Raw genomic sequence first — 25365 nt, forward strand, 5'->3', positions numbered from 1 at the left:
TCAAACTATAACTTTATTTGTCCAAAAAGCTTCCATTCCTCATTTTCTGCTTCTGAGAAATAAATACTACCTTTCCTAGACTTAGGAAAAGCGTAAAGTTTACCCTCATTTTCATCCTTAAATACTAAAAATTCCTTAAGCTCTATTTTTGAAGGAAGGAGTTTTTTGTCTTGACCATTCATTTTTAATCTCCAATGACCGTCCAATGTTTTATAAAAAAAAACTTTGTCATCAAGAGTATTAATTTCATAATTATTCTTTTTATGAATAATATCATCTAATTTAGAAACTCCCAAAGCATAATTTAAAAACTCTTGATTGCACTGAACAGTATCCCTAATAGAACCAACATACGCGGCTTTAATTTGCTCACTCTGTGAATCAACAAAAAACAAGGTGGGACTTTTTTTTAAATTAATCTCACCAAAAATTTCATTATTCACATCAATAATTAAAAAAACATTATTTTTAGCAATAGCCTTAAGAAGGTTATCATCTCCAAACGACTTCAAAAAATCTCCTATCAAATTATCTTTAATATCTTTTCCAACCAATATTAAAACATTTTTATGTAAATTTCGGGCCTCATCCATAGCATTCTTATAAGAATCGTGAAAAATAATATCCGATGACAGCGAAAATAAATGCACAAAACCAAAAGTAATAAATATTACAAATAAGCTTACAAATCTCATATCTTACTAGTTAATATCTCTAAAAATTTCAGCTCATCACCACTAAGATATTCTTTCAAACTAGAATATATAAATTCATGATAACCATTAATATAGTCTAATTCATCCTTTGAAAGCATTTCAGTAACTATTAATTCTTTTTCAAAAGGTACAAGGGTTAAATTCTCAAACTCCAAAAAAGTTCCAAATTCATTTGAATAACTTTGCTTCACAAAAACTAAATTTTCAGTTCTAATTCCATATTCAGAATCTCGATAGAGCCCAGGCTCAATTGAAGCAACTTCAGAACCTTTAAAAGAATAAGTAGACAAAGGACTAATAGAAACAGGAAGTTCGTGAACATTAAGAAAAAAGCCTACTCCATGACCTGTTCCATGAGCAAAATTTAATCCTTGCTTTAGCAAAGGAAATCGAGCAATACCATCAAGAGAAGAACCTAAAGTCCCAAATGGAAATTTTAAAGACGCAAGAGCAATAAAAGACTTAAGGACTAAAGTATAATCTTCCCTCTCTTTACAAGATGCTTCTCCAATTAAAATGGTTCTTGTAACGTCTGTTGTACCAAGTTCAAGGTAAGAACCTCCAGAATCTATTAAAAGCAATCCATTACCATCAAGATTTTTAGCTCCTTTTGTAGGTCGATAATGAGGCAAGGCCGCATTTTCTTTAAATCCAACTATCGAATCAAAACTAGAACTAAAAAATTCATCTCTTGCTGTCCTAAAATTTAACAGCATATTTACAACATCAATCTCATCTAACTCAGAAAGCTCATCTTTGCTTAAATTCTTAAATTTATACAAAAATTTAATCAAACTCACAGCATCAATAATATGAGCCTCTTTCATCTTACTAATCTCATAATCTGATTTTATTGCCTTAAGTTCATTAACAATACTCTCTCCAAGTACTGCATTTGGTTTACCAATAGATTCCAATATTTTAACATTACTTTCAACTGGTATAAAAAATTTCCCTTCATGATTAATCTCTGCTAAAAACGAATAAAAATTATTATAATCTTCAATCTCAAAACCTTCGGCCTCGAAGCTCTCTCTTAACTCAGAACCAAGTTTATCAATATGAACAAAAAGAACATTCTTATATCTCTCACTTCTAGCAATAAACAAAAAAGCATAAAATAAAGCCGATGATTCAATATCCAAACCTCTTAAATTTAAAAGCCAAGCTATTTCATCCAAAGAGCTTATAATACAAAAATCAATTGCCTTTTCTTCTAATTTTGCATTAACTTTATCAAGCTTATCCGTTCTTTTATCGATTTTTTGAGCTCCACTCAATTCAAATATCTTATTGCTTTCTAAATCGGGTCTATCCTGCCAAATTTTAGAAACTAAATCTTCATGTAAGATCTCAATATCTGTATGTCTACAATTTTTAACCAAATCATTATAAAACTTTATATTAACATCTTCAGAATAAATCCCAAGCCTTAAGCCCTTAAGATTTGCATTTATGTAACCAAAAATATCCGGATACCCTTTAACTCCAAGCTTCATCAATTTAAACTCGGTTCCTTCAAGTTCACTCGATGCTTGTAAAAAATACCTACCATCTGTAAAAAGCACTGCCTCTGTTTCTGTAATAATTACTGTCCCAGCACTTCCTGTAAATCCTGTAATAAATTCACGAATATTAAATCTAACATGAGAATATTCACTCATATGTGGATCATAACTTGCTATTAAATATGCATCGATTTCACTCTTCATCATCAAATTTCTCAAAGAAAATATTTTTGTACTAATTCCCATAAAAGCAAGCTCCTTAGACTTTAAAAAGTAACTTTTATTTAATTATAACAAATAATTCAATTTTAAAAAATTTCTTTATTTGTTATAATTAAACCCAACGGTAAAATCAAAGGACAAAAGTATGAAAGATATTAAGGCTGTTATTTCTGATCTTGATGGCACACTTCTGCTCTCAAATAGCCAGATAGGAGCTTTTAGTGAGATTGTAATAAAAAAACTAACAAAAGAAAACAAAAAGTTTATTATTGCAACAGGAAGAAGTAAAAATGAAATAATTTCTCTTACAGAACACTTAAACTCACATGTTTCATTTTTTATAACATTAAATGGAGCAAGAGTCTACAATAATCAATGGCAATTAATAAGTAGTTATGATTTGTCCTCTGAAATTGTAAATGAGATTTTAAATCTCAGAGAGAACAAATACAAAGATATGCCCCATTTTTTACAGAAATCTGAAGATATAGATGAAAGACTTTACGCTGATAACATAACTAAAAATGCCATCAATAATATATTTAAAAAACATGCATTGTTAAGGAAACACAAATATATAGAATATGAACTAAAAGATATAGGTATAAAATATCATGAAATCAAAAGTTTTAGAGAAATGAAAAATTTTAACAATATAGCAAAAATTTTATTACTGCATGATGAAGAACCACAATTAATAAAATACGAAGCAATAATTTTAGAAAAATACAGAAAAGAAATAAATGCTTATTTATCAACACCACACTCACTTGAAATTGTTAATAACAGAGTTTCAAAGGGAAGTGCATTAAAAGACGTCCTTAAAAGCATTAATATTAATTTAAATGAAGCAATTGCATTCGGAGATGGGTTTAATGATGTTGACATGCTAGAAAATGTAAACAAAGGATTATTAATGGGTAATGCAAATTATAGACTAAAAAAAATGTTATCGTATTTAGAAATAATAGGGACTAATGATAATGAAGCTGTTGCACATTACATTAATGACAACATTTTAGAAGAACCTGTATAGCATAGGACATAATATGAAAACAGACTTAATAAAATATGCAGAGCTCATTATCTTAAAAGGAATTAACTTACAAAAGAATCAATGTGTACTTATTACAGGTGCAATTGAAAATTATGAATTTTTAAAAATTCTAGCACAAAAAGCTTATGAGTCTGGGGCAAAATACGTAGAATTAAATATTGAAGACACTGACATTTTAAAAACCAGATTAAAATCATCACCAGAAGATCTCTTAGAGTTTATTCCAGATTTCAAGCATAAATTTTTTGAAGAAATGGTAAATGAAAAATGGGCAAAGATACGAATTGATAACACAGAAAATTTAGACACATTGAAAGATAATGACAGTAAAAAAATATCAAAATACTTTAAAGCACTAAATATAGCATCAAGGAAAGTTTCAAGTGCAATAATGAATAACGAATTAGCATGGTGCATAATTTGTGCTCCAGGTCCAAAATGGGCTGCAAAAGTTTTAAATAAACCTGAAAGTCAAGAAACATTAGAAGAATTCTTTAAAATTCAAAAAAAAATCATGTTACTTGACTCAAAAGATCCAATAAAAACCTGGGAAGACCATGGAAAAAAACTTCATAAAAGATGCGCAATCCTAAATAAACTCAAATTAGAAAAAATAATTTTTAAAAACCAGAAAACAAATCTAGAAATATATCTTCTAGAAAGTTCTATTTGGACAGGAGGAAGTGAAAAAATAAGAGGCACGAATATTGAATTTAATGCAAATATGCCTACTGAAGAGGTTTTTACAACTCCTAATTACAAAAAAACAAATGGAATCATGTATGTCACCCGTCCAGTAACGGTACTTGGAAACTTAATAACCGGAATATGGCTAGAATTCAGAAAAGGAAAAGTAATTAACTTTGGATGTGACAATGAACAATCAAGAAACATATTAAAAAGACATATGGAAACTGACATGCAAGCACAATATATTGGAGAAGTTGCATTAGTAGACTGTAACTCTCCAATATACCAAAGTGGTTTAACGTTTTACAATATACTATACGATGAAAATGCAAGTTGCCACATTGCACTGGGAAATGCATATCCCTCTTGTTTAAGAAACGGACAAGAACTAAAGACTGATGCTGAAAAATTAGATTATGGCTGTAATGTCTCTTTAATTCATACAGACTTTATGATTGGTAGTAATGACATAAACGTTATTGGCATTGACAAATCAAGAAAAGAACATACAATAATACAAAATGGACAATTCGTAATATAAAACGGAGTAATCAAATCATGATAAAAGAGTTATTCACAAATGACCTTTTCTTGTCTTGTTTCGTTTCAGGCATTGTTGCACAAATGATTAAATATATTATTCAAGCAATGAAGACAAAAAAATTCAAAACAAATCCAAAATACCTTTTAAAAAGCATTTTCTTGGAAACAGGAGGAATGCCCAGCAGTCACTCTTCAACAGTAACAGCTCTTGCCACATCAATATTAATAACAGAAGGAATAGATACTAACTTTATTATTGCTCTGGCTTTTGCTTTAATAACAATAAGAGATTCATTTGGAGTCAGATACATGGCAGGGGTTCAAGCAGAATATCTAAACGCTTTGTCAGAACAATTAAAAATGAAAATCAAAATTGAACCTTTAAAAATCAAAGTGGTTAAGGGACACAAAAAAAAGGAAGTATTTACAGGAATACTTATTGGCATAATTTCTGCATGGGTAATATGTAGCAGAATAATATAAATAACAGATTATAAAGGAAAAAATGAAACTACCAAAATTTTTACATATACTGTTAATACTATTACTAATTTCTTGCAATATGGCAAAATTTGGAGATTATAAACCAATATATTTCAAAGGAGAAGAAGATTTAAAAACCGCAAATGACTACATAAACTCATTAGGATATAAAACAATATCTGAATATACAACAAAAGTAAATATATTAGACTTCCCCTATTTCAAAGAGATAACAATAGATAAATTAATTCACCTTAATGACTATGATCTTCGAAAAGATCTATTTTTAAAAAAATTATCTAGCCTCTTCAATATAGAAAAGAAAAAAATACTCTATGTCGAATCAGCATTCACCAGTAGCGATCTTAGAAAATTAAAGCAAGATCAAAAGATTGAAGCAGAAATGCACTCACTTAACTACAAAACTAAAATTAAATATTTCTCAAGCATAACATTCATAACAATTATAATACTTTTATTACTATTAAACATCAAATATGCACCCTTTATAATCCTTTTTCTAATAAGTTCATGTACGATATTCATATTTAGCGATGAAATACTATATTTTTATCCTTTAACTATACTCTCTTACCTATTATTTACATTAATTGATAATTTTAATAAAAATTACAATAAAATATACCTAAGGGATATTAGCTTTACAGTATTAATCAAGAGAATTAAAATTCCAATATTTTTATTTTTATTTATAGTATTTTACTTTATTCTTATCATTAATTTTCTCACAACCAACCTCGAAGCACTTCTGATTATTTTTGTATCAATATCAACACTTTGTATTTTTTTAATATTCACTTGGATAAAAACTGAAAGTAACCTCAAACACACATTTTTATCCTTAATTGAAATAAAAGAACAAAAACGAGAAACAAAAATCCTAAAATTCAAGATCCTCATACATATAATGTTATTCATAGCATCATTAATGCCATTTTTTTATGCACAAAATATACTTAATGCTTATAATAATTTTAATTATCTTTACAGTAAAAAATTGAACTATTTTGACTATTTAAACCCCAACAACATTTACTTAATGGTGGGACACAATGAAGAAATTCCAAATATTGTGGGTTATATGTATCACATATTTTACCAAAATGAGCTTAAATATAAAATCACATCTCAATATGGCAAAATAAATACACATGTAAAAGAGGACTATTTTGAAATAGAAAACAACAAAATAACTATCAACCAAAAAACTGTATACAAAGTAGACAAAGAATTTATATCCAAAAACCTTAATAAAGAACTCCCAAAATTATTCTTAGATAATGGAAATCCAATCTTAATATATAAAGAAACACCCGCTAATATTGCAATGAATAAAGATAATTTTACAATTTTGTTCACTCTCTCATTACCATTTTTCTTATTGCTATTCCTATTTAAAGCAATAAGATTTACAATTCTTTTAAATATGAGTGAAAAAAGCTATAGAAAATATATTAGAGGAAATATTTGATGTCTAACTCAAAAACGCTAAAAATAAAAAAACAATATAAAGTAAATATAGATGAAATTCAAATGCCTGAATGTGTTTTAATTCCACTAGAAACAAAAAATGCAAAATCCACAATATATATCATTGAAAATCAAAGAATCACAGAAGGACAAATATTATCAAAAAATAAAAATGCAGAGCTATACACATATTCCCCAATATCTGGAACAATAGAAAAAATATATACAGCTAATCTTCCAGGTGAACACCAATTAAAATCAGCATTAATAAGATTTCACGGAAGAATCAAAAACGAACAAGAACTCTCAGTTGAGGAAGAATCAAGAGAAAAAACACTAGAAAAGTTAATTCGACTAGGAATTCCTTGGTTTAATGAACATTCACTATTTCAATATGTAAGTAAATGCAAAAAAATAGATAAAATGCTTTTCTTAATAAACGGTAAAGATCCATTCACAAATATCTCAGAAATATTAATAAAAGAAAAATTAGATGAAATTATTTATGGTTTTGAAACAATCGACAAAATATTTAAATTCAAAGAAATATTAATAGTACTTAGCAATTATCACTTAAAAAAAGAACTTGAAAACTTAAATATCTTTCAAGACAAAAGATTAACGATCAAATTAATTCCCAATACTTCATATCCATATTCAAATCATGAAGTAATCATGCACTTTTTATACAATGAAGAGAGCATAAAAAATAATATAAATCCAAATAAAAACATACTTCTAGTTAATGTCGAAGACCTTTATAATGTATATAGTACGCTCAAAACAAACTCCCCATATAAAGAAAAGTTTATAACCATAAACGGCAACAAAAAAATACAAAGTAAAATAATCAAAGTAAAAATTGGAACATCTATCCAACAAATAATAAATGAAGATATTGATACAAAAAAATATGACATATTTATAAACAATCCCGCAAATAAGATAAAAATAAACAATCTAAATATACCTATAACAAGAGATATATATAGCATTACAATATTAAAAAAAGAATCAATATTGAGTAAAATAAAACTCTTAAAAACACCTAGTTTTTCACCACGATATATGGAAGAGATTATTTTATCAAAGATTAAGGACAAAAATAACATTTCTAATAAACAATTACAATATCTGCAATATACTGAAACTGAAACAGAAGATGAAATAAACAAAGTAAAAAAAGAAATAAAGGAAAAGATTTTAAATCTGAGCCTCAACAATGAACCAATATACACTGAAAACAACTTAAAAGATATCTATTTAACTATTATCTTAGCCTTAATACCTAGTTTAATATTCTCTTTTACAAACAACATAAAATTTTTAATTGATACTTTAATACTAACAATGATAAGCTTGTGCTCATACATTCCAATAATGCTAAAATCAAAACATAAATATCTCTCGTTCTTTATATATACTTCATTAATTATCAATATAATCTTACCTTTAAATTTCTCTATCATATTAAAAATAATGGCATTACTTTTTACATTTTTAGTATTTTTTTATTTCTCAAAGCTTTCCAAATTTCTTGTAAATCCCATACTAATATCGTTTATGTTTTTATTACTAAACTTTCCATCAAGTTTTAAGCATACATATTCTAAAAAACTCTCAGAGCAAGAAGATATAATTCCTACCTGGAATAAAATAATGCAGCAAAGTTCAAACATTCAAAATTTAGCAAGCCTAAAAGAATTTAAAAGGTATGAAAACAAGAACATTGATATGATTGAAAAATTTATAAATGATAATATATTGTCTAATCTAAATATAATGATACCAAGATTTCACATTGAAAACTTGTTAGGATTACAAAACGAAAAATATTTATCCCCCATTCTGATTTATATTGGTTTCTCATTTATTCTTGGAAAATTTATCATAAATAAATTAATACCACTATCTTTTTATATAAGTCTGCTACTAATTGCTTATATCCTCAAAAGTCTTGGTCTTTACAGTTATATAAGTTTTGATATGCTAACTCTAATAATGTCACCAATTCCAATGATTTTAGTATTTACAATGGGCACAGAATTGCAAATAGCCCCCCCCTTTAAATTTGAACAAATACTTTATGGAATTATATTATCTTTAGCATATTTTATAACATTAAGCTATATTCCACTTGAAACTTTAGCAGCTGTAATATCCATTTTTATCCTACAGATAAGTTCAACATTAATAAAAAGATATAGCTTAACATTTCAGATAAAAAAAATATTGCATCATTTAAGTATGAATCAAGCAAAAACAATAAAATATAAAAATGAAAATGGAGAAGAAATTATATAAATTATGAAAAATAGTTTAATAATGTATTTACTAGTAAATAATCTATTACTAATACACTTTATCGGAATTGAAGACATAAAAATCAAAGATAATAAGACATTATCAAAAAAGTATTTGGTCGTTATAATAACTTCTTTATTAATTTATTCAAGTCTTTTTTACGTTTATAAATTATTCTCAGAACATAACTTATTATTTATAATACCAATTATATATATAACATTGATCTATATACTAACGATCATACTAAAAACATTAAACAATATCTTAATTGTTTACAACAATAAATCAAAATATTCAAACGACTTTCTGCTATCCAATAGTAGTTTAATTGCAATAACATTCTTTTCCTTAGATAAAAGTCATAACTTTTTAGAAGGCATTACAATACTCATTTTGTCTTCACTCAGCATCCTAATGGCCCTTATATTAATAACCCTAACAAAGAAAAGTTTTGAAAAAAAATTAACATCAAAAATATTAGCCAATGAAACAATGTATTTTTTTATAATGTTCATTTTATCTTTAATTCCAAATATAATTATGTTAATAAATAATATCGAGGGTCTATAATGAGAGAAAAAATCAATGAACTTTTGGAACAAATTGAAAATGTCTGGAGGAAGCTTTGACAGCAATACGATCAAGGTAAAACTTAAAGAATATGAAAAACAAATAAATGATGAAAATTTCTGGAATGATAATAAAAAAGCACAAGAGATTCTTAAAAATCAAAATATTTTAAAAGCCAAAATTGAACCTTGGGAAGACTTGATATGTAAACTCAAAGACTTAAGAGAACTCTGCGAAATTGCAGAAAGCGAAGAAGACACAGCACTACTCGATCAAGATATTAATAAACTAAGAGAACAGTACAAGCATCTCCTAACATTATCTTATTTTAAAGAAGATATTGATATAAATAATGCTTTCTTGACAATACACTCAGGAGCAGGTGGCACAGAAGCTTGTGATTGGGTTAGCATGTTATATAGAATATACCTAAGATATTCTGAGAGACATGGATACAAAACAGAACTCATAGACTTACTTGAAGCTGAGGGAGGCATTAAATCTGTTACAATTGAAATAAAAGGAGAATATGCTTACGGATTTTTAAAAAGTGAAGTAGGAATACATCGTCTTGTAAGAATTTCTCCTTTTGATGCTGCAAAAAAGAGACATACATCTTTTGCATCTGTTTTCATTGATCCTGTAATTGATGATAAAATTGAAATAACAATTAAACCAGAAGATATTAGAGTTGATACATATAGAGCCTCAGGAGCAGGAGGGCAACATGTCAATAAAACATCATCTGCTGTTAGAATCACTCACCTTCAAACGGGCATAGTAACTCAATCTCAAACTGATAGAAGTCAACATAGAAATAAAGATCTAGCAATGAGAGTATTAAAATCAAAACTTTATGAACACTACAAAGTACTAGAGCAACAAAAAAGTAAATCTAAACAAGAGGAGAAAAAAGATATATCTTGGGGAAATCAAATAAGGTCTTACATCTTTCAACCCTATACTTTAGTAAAAGATCACAGAACAAAATTTGAAAATCCAAATATCATCTCTGTTATGGATGGAAACATTGATAACTTTATAGAAGAATATCTTAAATGGAAAAATCTAAGTTAATCATAATATTATTTTTAATCTTAACATTAAAACTAGCATATCCTCAAAGTAACATTGAGTATGGTTTTTCTTATATCATCAACACACAAGATGAAAATAAAAATCTTCAAGAAGGCATTGAGCAAACACTAGATAAAATTTATAAGACAATCAATGAACATATTGTCAATGACAATGATAAAGATTTCATCAGACGCATTTACATAAATCAAAATATAGTAAATAAAGAACAAGAGTTCAGCAAACTAAAAGAAAATATGGACAAAAAAAAACTACAGAATACAATAAGTTCCAGAGAAGAAAATAAAATAGAAATCAAGATAAATGAGCTTAAAAAAGACATTGAAAATATTAAAATTAAACAAAAAGAATTTGAAGAGTACCTTATAAATTTAAAAAAAATGAAAACAAAATACATAAAACATAAAGAAAAAATACATCCATCAAATTTAAACACAGAATTTTTAATAAGTCAAGAGCTATTTTTTATCAATTACATACATCTTAAAAAGATAGAAAAATATTATCTAGTTGAAATTAGCAATATCACTCCTCAAGGAGTCAAGGTTAAAAAAGAAATTTTTCACCTATCATCATCCGTTGATGATATTGCAAACAAAATAGCAGAGCTTAGTTTTGAAGAAATATTAGGAAGAGAATTTATTAAGATTAAGATCAATGTCATCAATAATTTAGATGCCAAAATATATATAAACGAACAATTTGTATCAAAAGGAATATATAACAATGATATATGGGATATTTCTAAACTCCCTAACAAAGAAATTATCATTAACATCATAAGCACAACTTACAAACCCCATACAGTAAAGCAAAAGGTAAAAAGCGGAGATACAATTAACTTAAATATTAACTTACAAAAAGCAAATTCTAGAAAAATACCAATTACAAGTAATGTAACATCCAAAGTATTTAAAAAAGGAATATTCATAGGAGAAACTCCAATTGAAATTGAAGAACCTGAGGGCATAGAATCTATTTTATTACAAGCTAAAGGATACAAAAACATGTTCAAAATGATAAGCAAAGAAGACAAAGAAATTAATATTGAAATGTTAAAAGACAATAAAAGTGAGCTTATTATAAAAAGAGATCAATTCTATATAAACCTCGGGATCTTCACATTAAATTTAATAGGTACTGCCTTTGCCATAACAAAATATAATGAATCATCAGAACTGTATAATATCGCTTTAAAGAATATTATTAAACGTAAAATAACACCTCAGGATCTATACAACGTAAAATCAGAACAAATGATTACAACATTTTTACTTGGTACAGGAATTACACTTTCTGTTGGCAGTTTTATACCGTTAATAATTCATCTGGTACAATATATTCAAGAAGCAAGCAGAGGTGAATAAATTATTGTAAAATTACTTAGTAAACAATAAAAAATAGGAGAATGAAAATTTTGGGTATTTTTGACAAGATAAAAAACTTATTTAAGAACAGAGAAAAAACACAAATATTTGAAAAATTAGAAGATATTCTCTTAGAAGCAGATATTAAAAATGATATAGTAATTGAAATAATAGAAAATATAAAAAAACTTAGGGTCAAAGATGAAGAAGAAACACTCTTAAAACTAAAAGACTTTCTTAAAAGTTACATAAACCAACAATCCCTCAACTTAGAGAATAAAAGATTAAACATCTTATTGATAATTGGGGTAAACGGAGTTGGCAAGACCTCAAGCATCATAAAGCTTGCAAATAAATTTAAAAATGAAGGTAAAAACGTATTAATAGCTGCAGCAGACACATTCAGAGCAGCAGCAATTGAACAAATTAAAATACAGAGCGAAAAAATTGGAATTAAAGTCATATCTCAAAATCAAGGAAGCGACGCAGCAGCAGTAATATTTGACAGCATTTCAAGTGCAAAGACCAAAAATTATGATATATTAATAATTGACACAGCAGGAAGACTTCAAAACAAAGAAAATCTAATCAAAGAACTCCAAAAGATGGATAATGTAATCAAAAAGCAAATGATCAAAACAGATGTCAACTATAAAAAGATACTAGTAATAGACTCTATCTCTGGAAAGAATATAAACAATCAAACAGAAATATTTAACAAAGCAATAGAAATTGATGGAATAATAGCCACAAAATTTGACTCATCATCTAGAGCAGGTGGAATAATAAATATCTCAAAATTATTTAAGAAACCAATATACTTTTTTACATTTGGAGAACAAGTAGAACATATTAAAGAATTCAACACTGATGACTACTTGAATAAATTATTATGACAAAAAAGATAGTAATCTTATTCTTAATATTTATAATACCAAGTGCATATGGGCAAAATTACTTTATATCCGACGTATTTTTCAATAAGTATCAAGAAATATATGAAATTCCACAAACAGGATTCTACATTGAATACACGAAAATTAATGAAATTGAAAAATTTAGTCTCTTTAAAGACCTACAACTGATAAAATACAAAACACAGAAAACAATAAAAGACGATAAAAAAAAACTAACATTTTATAATGAAAAAGATATCAAAACAAAAGAAGAAATTTATGACAACTTGAATAATAAAATACAAGAAATAAAATATAGTCCTAAAGGAATAATTCTTGAATCTGTAGATTATTTTTATAAAAACAATGATTTAATTTATAAAGAAATCAAAATTTTAAATCAAAAGACAAAAACACTATACTACATGAAAGATTCTAATGGGAAGCTTTTAAAAATAACAGGTTCAGATTTTCAAGTTTGGAATTACGGAATCAATGGAGAGATAAAGTCCACATATTTTGACATAAAAAAATCCAAAACAAAAGTAATCCAATATGATGATCAAAAAAGACATTTAGAAAGCATAATATTAGACAATAACAAAATTAAATCTAGAGAAAAAAATCAATATTTAGATGATAATGAAGTAATCAATACCGAAGAAAAAGAAGAAGGCAACATAAAAGTTATATCAAAATATAAAGGTCCCAACTTAATCAAAAAAGAAATATACAAAAACAATGAAATAACAGAGATCAGTGATTTTGAATATAATGAATCTGGAAACGTTATAGTTGAAAATGTAACTGTAAAAGAAAACAAAAAAGAACATAACACTAAAACAAAATATGAATATAATTCTGATAATAGATTAACTTCAAAAACAATTTATGAGAATAACTTAATATTATTAAAAACCGACTATTTTAATGATCATGAATACGAACAAGAAATATACTACAATGGAAATCCTATCTTTAAAGTAAGATATAAAAATGACGAAATTATTGAAGAAATAAATAAAGATATTAACAGAGATAAAAATGGGATTAAATAAATTTTTATTGAAAAGATTGATTTTAGATGAACAAAATAGTTTATCACTCACAATTGTAATAATTTTAAGCATAGTGCTTGGACAAATAATTATCATTATCACAATATCAATAATGAATGGTTTTCAAAATGACTTTTTCACAAGCATATCTACTTTAGAAAGTGGTAATTTAAAAATTGAAAGCCAATTAAATGATCAAGAGCTTAATGCTCTCAAAGAGATTAAAGAAATAATTCAAATAAATAAAATCTATGAAACACAAGGCATTGGAATCGAAAACTATTACTATCCAAGTATCTTGAATATCATTGCACTTGACACAAAAGACATCATAGAAGATAAAAATTTTATCCTACTAACAGGCCTTACACAATCTGAACTCCAACTTAATGATGATGAAATCATAATAGGAGATGTACTCTCATATAACTTAGGCCTACTTGAAGGCGACATAATAGGATTAATATTAAGTGATGAAATAAAAAATTTACAAACATTAAAAAACGAAGTAAAATACTTTAAAATAAAAGCCATTTTTAAGAGCAATTATGCCAAAATAAATGAATCCACAATATTTATGAATATTAATTACTTTTACAAAAAACAAATTATCAAAGAATCAGATATTAAATATCAAATAAAAACACAAAATTTATATCCCAGCAAAAGCTTAATAAACAAAATAAAAAATATTAATCCCAAAATCCAATTTAAACCATGGAACGAATATAATAAAGAATTCTATAAAGCACTAAAAATAGAAAGGAATACAATGTTAATCATTTTAACAAGCATATTTCTTGTCATTGCCGTTAACACATATTATTTACAAAAAAGAATAATAATCAATAAAAGCAAATCAATTTCAATAATTTTATCCTTAGGGCTTAAATCGCAAAAAATTAGGAAAATTTTCTTAATTCATTCAGTAATAATCTGCATACTCGGGAGCATTATTGGATTAATTGCGGGCATTATAATATCTTCAAATATCAATGAAATTTTAAATGTAATTGATATTTTAATAAACAGCCTGATTAATACTATAAATTATATATTAAAATTAAAACTAGAAAATATAGAAATAAAAATAGTTAAAAATACAATTACACCTAAAATATTTTTAAGTGATTTAATGTTCACACTATTTTTTGCTTGCTTGTTTACCATATGCTCAAGCCTAAAGGTAACAAAAAAGATCAAATATGTTGATAAAATAAACGGAGCCTCATAAATGAAAAATATTATATGTATAACGGAAATACATAAAACATACACGAAAAACAAAACAAAAATAAAAGTATTAGAAAATTTAAATTTAAATATAAAAGATGGTGAGTTTATTTCAATTCAAGGCAAAAGTGGATGTGGAAAATCTACACTTTTTAACATCATATCAGGAATTGATAAAATGGATTCAGGCGATATAATTTCATGCGGCATATCTTTAAAAAATGCAAGTGAGAAAACCCTAAGTTTATATAAAAACAAAAAAATAGGTCTTGTATTTCAAAATCACAATTTAATTGATGAGTTTAGTGTATTTGAAAATATTATTTTACCTAAAATAATCGAGGGGAAAGATAACTTAGAAACAATAAATAGAAAAGCTCTACGTTTAATGAAAATATTAGAAATAGATACAAGAGGAGATCACTACCCTTCAGAACTCTCAGGAGGAGAAGCACAAAGAGCAGCAATTGCAAGGGCTTTAATAAATGAACCGAATATAATCTTATGCGATGAACCTACTGGTAATCTGGATATTAACACCGCAAAAACAGTAGAATCTTTATTAATAAACACAGCTAAAACATTTCACAAAACACTAATTTTAGTCAGTCATAATCCAGAATTTTCAAATAAAGCAGATATAAAATATGAACTTAAAGAAAAAACATTAAAGAGAATATGATGCGTCCAAATATCAAAGAACTCACAAAAATAGCATACATAATATTTATAAATTCAAAAAATAAAAAAGCCTTGATTGGTTCTGGCATGTCTTTAAGTTTAGTCATGATTCCTTTAATTATTGTCTACTACATGTCAAACAATATAATGAATTCTACAATAGAAAAATACATTGAAAATGAAGGATTTTCCGTACAAATTGAATATAATGAAATTCAAAAAGATATATATCTTAGATCTAAACTAGAAAAATTAAAAAAAGAATACCAAGATGATGAACTAAGATATTTTTTTGAAAGAAGAACCTACGGAATAATCGGAAATAATAAAAAACAAGGTGTATTAATAAGAGCAGTAGAGAACAAATTTATTGATGAAAATAAACATATAAAATTAATAGACGGCAAAAAAAGCTTCAACAAAAATGAAATATTGATATCAAAACAAATTAAAGACAGACTTAATTTAAACATCAACGAATCTATTTATATAGTAGTACCAAATAATAAACATCAAAAAATATTTCCCAAAGCAAAAAAGTTTAATATATCCGGAATCATTGAAACGGGTTTAAGGGAAATTGATAAAAACTTAGTTCTCATTTCACTACAAGATTCAAATATCATGTCGGAAGAATTTTCGAAAAGTATAATTGGAATTTCTATCAAACCCAATACCAAAGAAAAAACTGATAATTTAAAGAAAAACATTAAAAAAGAATTCCAAGAATACAAAATAAAAACATTTTATGAGCTTTACTTAAACAAATATACAAACTTAGATATCAGCAAAAAACTCTTAATATTTATTATGGCATTTATTGTAATATTTGCAAGTATTAATATATCCTCATCCCTTTGTATGTTAATACTTGAAAATAAAAAGAAAATTGCAATATTTAAATCAATTGGAATGAATAATTCAAGTCTTAAACTAATATTTATATTAATAGCACTTGTTCTAAGCTCAATATCTTGTATAATAGGAATAATAATTGGAAATTATATAACCATTAATATCGAACGTTTAATTAATATAATAGATATTATTATTAATACAATTTTAAAAATATTTGGAACTGATAATACAGAACTTTTAAACTCTGATTATTATATCTCTGAATTTAATATCAAAATAAGTTACAAATTTAGCTTAATTATTCTTTTATCTTACACACTAATCAGTATTACAACAACGCTTATTCCTCTCAATATTATTTCAAAGTTTAAAGAAAAAGAAATTCTATAGATAAATCAATATTTTTATACAAAAAAATACTATCTTACAAATACATTCACAATCTTAATAGAAGACAACTCTTCTTTAATATTTGGATAAATCTCTTTTGGAAAAATAGTCTTTAACGAAAAACTTTGCCTAGAATAAGGCTTAAGAAAAGAATTGGATTCAGAAATTAACTTCCGTTGCAGCGACCTAATAATCTGACTATCCTTAGAAACATAAGTCACTTCAATTTCCAAATCTTTAATATTATCCTTTGAATCATTGTAAACCTCTATTAAAGAATTAGCCTCATAAATTCCAAAAGATTCATTAAAATAACTACCAAGATATTTAAAATTTAACATTGAAGAACTTGTTTCTAAATTAACACTAGACAAATTATCAACTTCACTAAAAAATTCAACTAAACGTATATCAAGAACCATTTTTTTAGGATGTCCATTAATCTCTTTAGAAATATTGTATATAAAATCAATTGGAGCATACACACCTTTACTCCACTTATTAGGAAAATCACTTGTCTTTTCAAAAACATTATTTAAAATAGGCTTTCCTAAATCATCATAAACAGTAACACCATAATAAATCCTTTTAATAGGATCTTTAGCTGAAACAATTCCTGCTTTTAGCTGATAAGCATGTGCATCTTCAAAAACTAACACTTTAGCATCTTCAACTTCAACATGATATAAAACATAAGGACCTGCAGCAAGATTAACAGATTCAACCACTAAATCAGATGCCCTTGTAACTGAAGGTAACCCTTGAAAAGTGTTTCTATGAACATCTTTTACTTCATCAAGCTCTTCATAGCCACTAATAAAGGGATGCATTATTGTATATGTAATAAATGCAATAATAGCTATTAATACAAAACTTAACAATAATATTAATACTCGATGTTTTAACCTCTCAGCTTCATCATAATCTTTTAAGTTAATCCCACTCACTATTCCAAATTCTCGAGCCTGTAAACTTATATGCATCAATTTTTGATTTACATTGTTACTATCTATTCTTTTTACAAGTCTCTTATAAAAATTAAAAAATGAAGCAAAAATAGATTTATCATGAAGAGAATACAAATATATAGTCTCAAGTTCTCTTAAAGAATCACTCAGTTCCCCCATTTCCTCTAATCGCCGAGCTCTATCATATATCTTAGAAAAACGCATTTCAATATTTTCAATATCAGCATCAGAGATATCTGCTCGTTCAATAATATCCTTTATACTGTTTTCTTTTAAAATCTTATTTTTATACTTAGACAGCTTAGATAAATAAATCTTAATTCTTTCTTCAGAAGTTTTACTCATTATCTTCTAATTCATCAACTTTTTTTAAGAGCCAATAAGCAATATTTTTAGCAGTATCTTTTGTAATAGAAATCCCAACAAAAGAATTTATTAAAATTATTTTCTCTTTAGAACCCTTAAACTCTCCAGAAATCTCTTCCAAGACACCCTCTTTAGTCTTAGTATAAACAATTTCTTCAGGAATTTCTGTGGATTCAAAGACAAGATCACAAAAAATCTCTCCAGTATTAGTTACACTGCCATAAATATTATTAATAGGTACTAATTTATAATCCTCTGCTTTTTCAAATCTATAAATTATTTCTTTCATAAAACGAATTATAACATAAACATATCTTTAAAATATAAAAGCTTAAAATTAAGCATAATGATAAAATATAGACATCAGAATACAAATTGACTTAACAAAAAAATATAAGAAATATTATATGTCAAAATAAAATAAAAAAATAATGGTATAATTTTTAAAATAAAAATTCTTACATAAAAATAAAGAGTACTAAACAAATGGATCTTAATCTTATAAAAGACACAAATGAAAAAGTCAAAATCCTAAGGAAAGACTTCCCTATTCTAAATAAAACTATTAATGACAAAAAAATCATTTATTTTGACAATGCAGCAACTTCTCAAAAACCACAAAGTGTGATTTCATCTATAGTTGAATACTACACAAATTATAATGCAAATGTGTACAGAAGCGGACATGAACTTGCAATACAATCCAGCTTAAAAGTAGAAAAAATAAGAAAAATTGTCAAAAATTTTATCAATGCAGAATCTTATAAAAACATAATATTTAATTCTGGTACTACAGATGGAATAAACACAGTAGTAAATTCATTACTCTTTTCAAAACTTTTAAAAAAAAATGACGAAATCATTACAACAACTCTCGAACACAATAGTAATTTGATTCCTTGGATAAGTATTGCCAAATTTTTAAAATTAAAAATTAAACTTGCAAAATTTAATGAAATGGGAATCATTCAACCAGAACAAATAAAAAACTTAATTACAGATAAAACAAGAATTATTGCTATATCTAGCATAAACAATATATTAGGAACTATACAAGATTTAGAAACAATTGGAAAGCTTGCTAGAGATAATAAAATTATTTTATTCATAGATGCAGCTCAAATGGCACCACATATGAATATAGATGTAAAAAAAATAGACTGTGATTTTTTAGTATTCTCAGGACACAAAATGCTTGCTCCAACAGGCATTGGAGTCTTATATATATCAGATAAAATTATAGATAAACTCAACAGTTCCAAATTAGGAGGTAACACCATAGAAGATATTTTCATGGAAAATGGAGAGCTTAACTTTAAAACTCTTGAGCCTCCAAATAAATTTGAATCGGGTACACCAAACATTGCAGGAATTATTGGTCTTGGCAAAGCAATAGAATATATTAATAACGTTTCAATGGAATTTATTCAAGAACATGATAGAGCACTGATTGAATATTGTGTTGCAAAACTAAAAGAAATTGACGAGGTTGAATTCATTCTAAATAAAGATATCAAACGGAAATCAATAATATCATTTACAGTAAAAGATATTCACTCACACGACATCGAGACATATCTTGATACAATGGGAATTGCAATTAGATCTGGGAAAACTTGCGCTTACCTTGCATTTTTTTCAGAAAATATCAAAAAAGACCATCTACTAAGAATAAGTTTTTACTTATACAATACAAAAGAAGAAATTGATACTTTCATATCCTGCTTAAAGAGCACAATAAAAGCATTTTATTAAATTTATCTTTAAAAAAGCTCACAAAAGCTATTAATTAGCTTACATAAAGATTATAACACTCAATAATATCAAAGATAATGTGTAGAAAATTTACTCATTACATAAAACTTAAATTAAATCAATATAAAAATATTATTGATTTAATCAAGCAAACCTCTTAAAATTGAAACATGTTTTCAGAAGAAACAAAAAAAGAACTAATAAGATTTAGCAAAATAAAAAAGTATTATTTTAAAACAGATAAAAATCAAAGTTTAGTATATCATCAATCTAAGTGCGGTGACCAAATAACTTTTAAAATCAATGAAAACAACGAAAAAATTAGATTAAAATACAACGCATATGGATGCATAATTTTTCTCTCAAGTGCTTATATCTTAACTAAGCTATGTGATAATAAACCTAGAAAAGAAATACTAGAAATCATAACAAAAACAATCAATAAAAATTTTGAAAATTTAGAAGAAATTGATAAAAGCCTTAAAAATTTTGAAAATTTTTTATATACAAATAGAAAAGATTGCTTCATGCTACCATACAAAGCTCTAAAAGAGATCTTGAATACCATTAAATAACTTTTAATTTAAGGAGAATTATATGAAAATATACTCTCACTCATCAATAGGATATGAAGGAGAACTCATTGAAATTGAAGTAGATATTAGAAAAGGAATATCAGGAATTGATATTGTTGGACTTGCTGGAAGTGAAATCAAAGAATCAAGAGAAAGGGTAAAATCAGCTATCAAAAATTCAGAATTTACTTTTCCAAAAGACAGGATATTAATCAATCTAGCACCAGCCGGTATCAAAAAAATCGGTACAGCAATTGATCTTTCAATCGCAACAAGTATTATAACTATAAAAGAAAATCAAAACAATAACTTGGAAGTTTTAATATTAGGTGAATTACAATTAGACGGACAAGTAAGAGCGATTAAAGGAGTATTGCCTGCCATTTCACTTGCAAAAAAAAGAGGAATCAAATGTATAATCATACCTTTTGACAATTTAGAAGAATCTCTTTTAATAGAAAATTTAAACATCTGGGGAGTAAAAACTTTAAAAGAAGCCCTAGAAATAATAAGCAATCTTAACAACAATATATTTCCAGCAAAACCCAAAATTAACTTTAAAACAGAATACAATGAAGAAAAATTTGAATACGATTTTAAAAACATCAAAGGACAACATAGAACCAAAAGAGCACTCGAAATCGCAGTCGCTGGAGGTCATAACATCATGATATTTGGGCCTCCTGGAAGTGGAAAAACTCTCAGCATCAAATGTGTACAGTCAATCTTACCTCCACTTACAAATAAAGAAATCATTGAAACAAACAGAATCTGGTCAGTCGCGGGTAAATTAATAGATACAAAAATTATAAGACAAAGACCATTTAGACAACCCCATCAAACTGCAAGTAAAGAAGGAATAATTGGTGGAGGCTCCAATGCACTTCCTGGTGAAGTATCACTTGCTCATAATGGAATTTTATTCTTAGATGAAGCTTTGGAATTCCAAAAATCAATACTACAATCACTTCGCGAACCAATAGAAGATAAGATGATCTCAATAGTAAGAGCAAGTTCAAAATCATTCAAATATCCTGCAAATTTTCAGTTAATGATTGCTACAAACCCCTGTCCTTGTGGCAACCTTGGAAAAAATGATACAGAATGTTTTTGTTCACAACAAGAGGTTTCAAACTACTGGAAAAAACTTGGAGCAGCAATGCTTGATAGAATTGATATTAGGGTTCCAGTTAAACCAGTAGACAATGCAAAATTATTCCAAGAAGATAATGAAAGCTCGAGTGAAATAAGACAGAGAATAATAAAGGCAAGGAACATACAAAGTAAAAGATACTCAAATATTGAAAATATTCACAAGAATTCTGATCTTAAACCAGAACATATTGCTATATTCTGTGAATTAGATAAAATACTAAGAGAAGAAATGATTTATATGTTAAATAAACTTAATATATCATCAAGAGCAACTCATTCAATCTTAAAACTAGCAAGAACAATTGCGGATTTAAAAGAAGAAAACCATATCTCAAGGGAATCATTACTAGAAGCTATTGAACATAGAAAACATGGAGAAAGATTACTAGAAGAATAAAAAAGCCCCAAATGGGGCAAAATTAAAACTCTATTTTATCAATATAACTTTTCAGTTGATTAGCAGAAATTTTAAATTTTTCAAGTTCTCTATCACTTATTTTAAAATCAAGAACCTCTTTTACACCATCTTTACAAACAACAGAAGGTGCTCCAATATAAATATCCTTAACAAAATTACCATATTGCCCATTAATATATGAAGATATCGGCAAAATAAGGTTTTGGTCACTAATTATTGCATTGACAATTTTCTTAATACCAAGTCCAATAGCATAATAAGTTGCACCTTTAAGTTTAATCACCTCATAAGCAGCATTAACAACATTCTTGTGCATCTCATCAAGTTCTGCATCACTTACTTTTCCTTCATCAAGATATTCTGATAAAGACTTCATAGCTATTTTAGTCTCATCCCAAGTAACAAAAGAACTATCTCCATGCTCACCCATAATATATGAATGTATATTTTGAGTATTAACATTAAAACGCTCAGCTAAAAAATATCTAAGTCTTGAAGTATCAAGCGTTGTCCCTGTACCAATAACCTTATGAGTTGGAAAATTGGAATATTTCATTGTTACATAAGTCATAATATCAACAGGATTACTTGCAATTACAAAAATACCACTAAATCCACTTGAAACAACACTTGTTACAATTTCTTTAAAGATTTTAGTATTCTTGTCAACCAAGTCAAGTCTTGTATCACCTGGTTTTTGATTAAGACCTGCAGTAATCACAACAATATCAGCATCAGAACAATCATCATAACTGCCAAATTCTATTTTAATATTTTTTTCTAAGAACATCTGACCATGGTTTAAATCCATGACTTCACCCTTAGCCTTGTCTTGAGCTAAATCAATAATTACAAGCTCATGAACAAGTGAGTTATCTATTGTCAAAGCATAAGCAAAGCTTGAGCCAACACCACCAGCTCCAACAAGAACAACCTTATTACGTTTAAGCATAAACTATCTCCATATAAAATTATTTTATTGGTATAAAATAATTTTATAACAGTTTATAAAACTTTAAAACAATTTAATAATATTTTATAAAAATTAAATATCTTATAAATTGGTTATTAAATTGTGCCAAAAATCAATAATTAATATCGCTGCTCTAAAAATTTAACTGTTTAAGCATAAAATTAATTATCATCTGATTTAAGAATAGCAAGAAACGCACTTTGTGGTATCTCAATATTCCCTATCATCTTCAATCTCTTCTTCCCTTCCTTTTGCTTTTCTAAAAGCTTTCTTTTTCGAGTAATATCTCCCCCATAACATTTAGCAGTAACATCTTTCCTAACAGGGGAAATTGTTTCACGCGCAATAATGTTTGAACCAATAGCCCCTTGAATCGCTATTTTAAATTGTTGTCTTGCAATCTCATCTTTTAATTTTTTACAAATACTTAAAGCTTTTGCTCTCGCACCATCCTTAAAGACTAACTGAGACAATGCATCAACTCTATCCCCATTAACTAAAATATCCAACCTAACTAAATCTGTTTCCTCATATCCTAATAGTACATAGTCAAAAGAAGCGTATCCACGACTTACAGATTTAACCTTATCGTAAAAATCAAAAAGTATTTCAGCAAGTGGCATCTTATAAATAACTTCAACACGTTTTGTATCAAGATAAATCAAATTTTCTTGCACGCCCCTTTTAAGCAAACAAACACTCATAACATTCCCCAAAAATTCAGTGGGAACAATAATATTTGCTCTAATATAAGGCTCAAGAGCAACTTCAATGTTTTCATTTCCAGGAAATTGTTCAGGACTCTCAATAAAATAGGAATTCCCTTTTTTGGGAATAATTTTATAACGTACTGACGGTGATGTTAATATCACATTAAGATCAAATTCACGTTCAATTCTTTCCTGAATTACCTCTAAATGTAAAAGTCCCAAAAATCCACATTGAAATCCATGTCCAAGAGCAGCTGAAGCATCTTTTTCAAAAGTAAGCGATGCATCATTTAATTTAAGTCTATCCATTGCCTTTAAAAGATCATCATACTGATTAGCATCAACTGGATAAATAGAAGAAAACACAACAGGTTTAACTTCCTTGAATCCTTCAAGAGGCACACTTGCTGGATTATCAACAAGAGTTACAGTGTCTCCTATCTTAACATCTGATATATTCTTTATTCCCGCAATAAAATAACCAACATCACCTGCTTCCAAAATCTCTTTTCTTTCAAGAATTATTCTAAAAATTCCAATCTCTTCTACTAAACATTCCCTATCTGCATGCATCAATTTAATCTTGTCGCCAGTTTTGATTTGTCCTTCAAAAATTCTAAAATGCACAATAACACCACGATAAGAATCATAATGTGAATCAAAAATTAAAGCCTTTAATGGACTCTTAACACTCCCTTTGGGAGACGGAACATATTTACAAATAGCCTCAAGCAACTCATCAATTCCTATCCCATTCTTAGCCGATATGGGAACAGCAATATTTGAATCTAATCCTAAATCATGCTCTATTTGCTCTTTTACAAAATCAATATTAGCACTTGGTAGATCTATTTTGTTAATAACAGGAATAATTTCAAGATTATGTTCAAATGCCATATAAAAGTTTGAAACAGTTTGAGCCTCTATTCCCTGACTCGCATCAACAAGTAAAAGTGCTCCCTCACAAGATGAAATTGCTCTTGAAACTTCATAAGAAAAATCAACATGACCTGGAGTATCTACAAAATTAAGTTCATAAGTATTGCCATCACTACACTTATAATCAATAGTAACTGCTTGACTCTTAATTGTAATACCCCGTTCTCTTTCAATATCCATACTATCAAGAATTTGACTTTTAAATTCACGATCTGAGACTATTTTGGCCTTTTGTATAAATCTATCCGCTAAAGTTGATTTACCATGATCAATATGTGCAATAATACAAAAATTTTTTTTATAAGAACTAATTTTCAAACCTCCCCTAAATTAAAATA

22 protein-coding genes are annotated in these 25365 nt (G+C 27.1%); 16 read left to right on the forward strand and 6 right to left on the reverse strand.

Annotated features, from left to right (window positions below; all coding sequences use genetic code 11):
* Positions 1-5: 5 nt before the first annotated feature.
* Both bpSLO_RS00325 and bpSLO_RS00330 read right to left on the reverse strand, forming a co-directional pair.
* Positions 6-695 (reverse strand): hypothetical protein, encoded by a 690-nt coding sequence (locus bpSLO_RS00325; protein WP_025375119.1) that lies wholly within the window; start codon positions 693-695, stop codon positions 6-8.
* Positions 692-2470: an aminopeptidase P family protein gene (locus tag bpSLO_RS00330; protein ID WP_025407527.1), complete on the reverse strand. Its 1779-nt coding sequence runs from the start codon at positions 2468-2470 to the stop codon at positions 692-694. The genes bpSLO_RS00325 and bpSLO_RS00330 overlap by 4 nt, the downstream gene beginning before the upstream one ends.
* 121 nt (positions 2471-2591) lie before the next feature.
* On the opposite strand from bpSLO_RS00330, the gene bpSLO_RS00335 reads away from it, so the two are divergent.
* The 13 genes from bpSLO_RS00335 to bpSLO_RS00395 all read left to right on the forward strand — a co-directional run bounded on the left by bpSLO_RS00335 (position 2592) and on the right by bpSLO_RS00395 (position 17168).
* Positions 2592-3482, forward strand: a complete 891-nt coding sequence (locus bpSLO_RS00335; protein WP_025375121.1) for a Cof-type HAD-IIB family hydrolase — start codon at positions 2592-2594, stop codon at positions 3480-3482.
* 13 nt (positions 3483-3495) lie between these two features.
* Positions 3496-4734, forward strand: coding sequence for an aminopeptidase (locus bpSLO_RS00340; RefSeq protein ID WP_025407526.1), 1239 nt, complete (start codon positions 3496-3498; stop codon positions 4732-4734).
* A 17-nt stretch (positions 4735-4751) separates the two neighbouring features.
* A complete protein-coding gene (locus tag bpSLO_RS00345; RefSeq protein ID WP_025375123.1) occupies positions 4752-5219 on the forward strand; it encodes a divergent PAP2 family protein in 468 nt (155 codons plus the stop codon).
* Positions 5220-5241: 22 nt separating this feature from the next.
* Complete coding sequence (locus tag bpSLO_RS00350) at positions 5242-6711, forward strand: hypothetical protein (protein WP_025375124.1); 1470 nt, start codon at positions 5242-5244, stop codon at positions 6709-6711.
* On the forward strand, positions 6711-9014 hold the full coding sequence (locus bpSLO_RS00355; RefSeq protein WP_038447970.1) for an RnfABCDGE type electron transport complex subunit D: 2304 nt from the start codon (positions 6711-6713) through the stop codon (positions 9012-9014). The genes bpSLO_RS00350 and bpSLO_RS00355 overlap by 1 nt, the downstream gene beginning before the upstream one ends.
* A 3-nt stretch (positions 9015-9017) precedes the next feature.
* The gene (locus bpSLO_RS00360) at positions 9018-9587 is read left to right on the forward strand and encodes a hypothetical protein (RefSeq protein WP_081719317.1); all 570 of its coding nucleotides are present in this window, start codon (positions 9018-9020) and stop codon (positions 9585-9587) included.
* Positions 9587-10664, forward strand: a protein-coding gene (prfB, locus tag bpSLO_RS00365) for a peptide chain release factor 2 (RefSeq protein WP_172797958.1) whose coding sequence is annotated in 2 segments (ribosomal slippage) — positions 9587-9642 and positions 9641-10664 — 1080 coding nt in all. Because the reading frame shifts where the segments join, the coding sequence is not laid out codon by codon here. Before bpSLO_RS00360 ends, prfB begins: the two co-directional genes overlap by 1 nt.
* Positions 10646-12052 carry a hypothetical protein gene (locus bpSLO_RS00370; RefSeq protein WP_025375126.1) on the forward strand — a complete coding sequence of 469 codons (1407 nt, stop codon included), beginning with the start codon at positions 10646-10648 and terminating at the stop codon, positions 12050-12052. The genes prfB and bpSLO_RS00370 overlap by 19 nt, the downstream gene beginning before the upstream one ends.
* A 50-nt stretch (positions 12053-12102) precedes the next feature.
* Complete coding sequence (ftsY, locus tag bpSLO_RS00375) at positions 12103-12948, forward strand: signal recognition particle-docking protein FtsY (RefSeq protein WP_025407525.1); 846 nt, start codon at positions 12103-12105, stop codon at positions 12946-12948.
* Positions 12945-14006 carry a hypothetical protein gene (locus bpSLO_RS00380; RefSeq protein ID WP_025407524.1) on the forward strand — a complete coding sequence of 354 codons (1062 nt, stop codon included), beginning with the start codon at positions 12945-12947 and terminating at the stop codon, positions 14004-14006. The genes ftsY and bpSLO_RS00380 overlap by 4 nt, the downstream gene beginning before the upstream one ends.
* Positions 13993-15240, forward strand: a complete 1248-nt coding sequence (locus tag bpSLO_RS00385; protein ID WP_025375129.1) for an ABC transporter permease — start codon at positions 13993-13995, stop codon at positions 15238-15240. Before bpSLO_RS00380 ends, bpSLO_RS00385 begins: the two co-directional genes overlap by 14 nt.
* Positions 15241-15921: an ABC transporter ATP-binding protein gene (locus bpSLO_RS00390; RefSeq protein WP_025375130.1), complete on the forward strand. Its 681-nt coding sequence runs from the start codon at positions 15241-15243 to the stop codon at positions 15919-15921.
* Positions 15918-17168 (forward strand): ABC transporter permease, encoded by a 1251-nt coding sequence (locus bpSLO_RS00395; protein WP_025375131.1) that lies wholly within the window; start codon positions 15918-15920, stop codon positions 17166-17168. The genes bpSLO_RS00390 and bpSLO_RS00395 overlap by 4 nt, the downstream gene beginning before the upstream one ends.
* A 29-nt stretch (positions 17169-17197) precedes the next feature.
* Here the strand turns inward: bpSLO_RS00395 and bpSLO_RS00400 are convergent, their stop codons facing one another.
* Complete coding sequence (locus bpSLO_RS00400) at positions 17198-18481, reverse strand: hypothetical protein (RefSeq protein WP_025375132.1); 1284 nt, start codon at positions 18479-18481, stop codon at positions 17198-17200.
* Positions 18474-18791, reverse strand: coding sequence for a hypothetical protein (locus bpSLO_RS00405; RefSeq protein WP_011772043.1), 318 nt, complete (start codon positions 18789-18791; stop codon positions 18474-18476). The genes bpSLO_RS00400 and bpSLO_RS00405 overlap by 8 nt, the downstream gene beginning before the upstream one ends.
* A gap of 197 nt (positions 18792-18988) precedes the next feature.
* Here bpSLO_RS00405 and bpSLO_RS00410 point away from each other — a divergent pair, with 197 nt between their 5' ends.
* From bpSLO_RS00410 to bpSLO_RS00420, 3 genes are all read left to right on the forward strand, one after another.
* A complete protein-coding gene (locus tag bpSLO_RS00410; protein WP_025407523.1) occupies positions 18989-20257 on the forward strand; it encodes a cysteine desulfurase in 1269 nt (422 codons plus the stop codon).
* A 170-nt stretch (positions 20258-20427) separates the two neighbouring features.
* On the forward strand, positions 20428-20832 hold the full coding sequence (locus tag bpSLO_RS00415; protein WP_025407522.1) for an iron-sulfur cluster assembly scaffold protein: 405 nt from the start codon (positions 20428-20430) through the stop codon (positions 20830-20832).
* A 22-nt stretch (positions 20833-20854) separates the two neighbouring features.
* Entirely contained in the window at positions 20855-22384 is a 1530-nt protein-coding gene (locus bpSLO_RS00420; RefSeq protein WP_025375135.1) for a YifB family Mg chelatase-like AAA ATPase, read from the forward strand.
* A gap of 22 nt (positions 22385-22406) precedes the next feature.
* On the opposite strand, the gene bpSLO_RS00425 is transcribed toward bpSLO_RS00420, so the two are convergent.
* Together bpSLO_RS00425 and lepA are read right to left on the reverse strand one after the other, a co-directional pair.
* Complete coding sequence (locus bpSLO_RS00425) at positions 22407-23357, reverse strand: L-lactate dehydrogenase (RefSeq protein WP_025407521.1); 951 nt, start codon at positions 23355-23357, stop codon at positions 22407-22409.
* 182 nt (positions 23358-23539) lie between these two features.
* Positions 23540-25345 (reverse strand): translation elongation factor 4, encoded by a 1806-nt coding sequence (gene lepA, locus bpSLO_RS00430; RefSeq protein WP_081719318.1) that lies wholly within the window; start codon positions 25343-25345, stop codon positions 23540-23542.
* Positions 25346-25365 lie beyond the last annotated feature (20 nt).

It is taken from the genome of Borrelia parkeri, from assembly GCF_023035815.1.
In the GTDB taxonomy this organism is placed as follows: Bacteria; Spirochaetota; Spirochaetia; order Borreliales; family Borreliaceae; genus Borrelia; species Borrelia parkeri.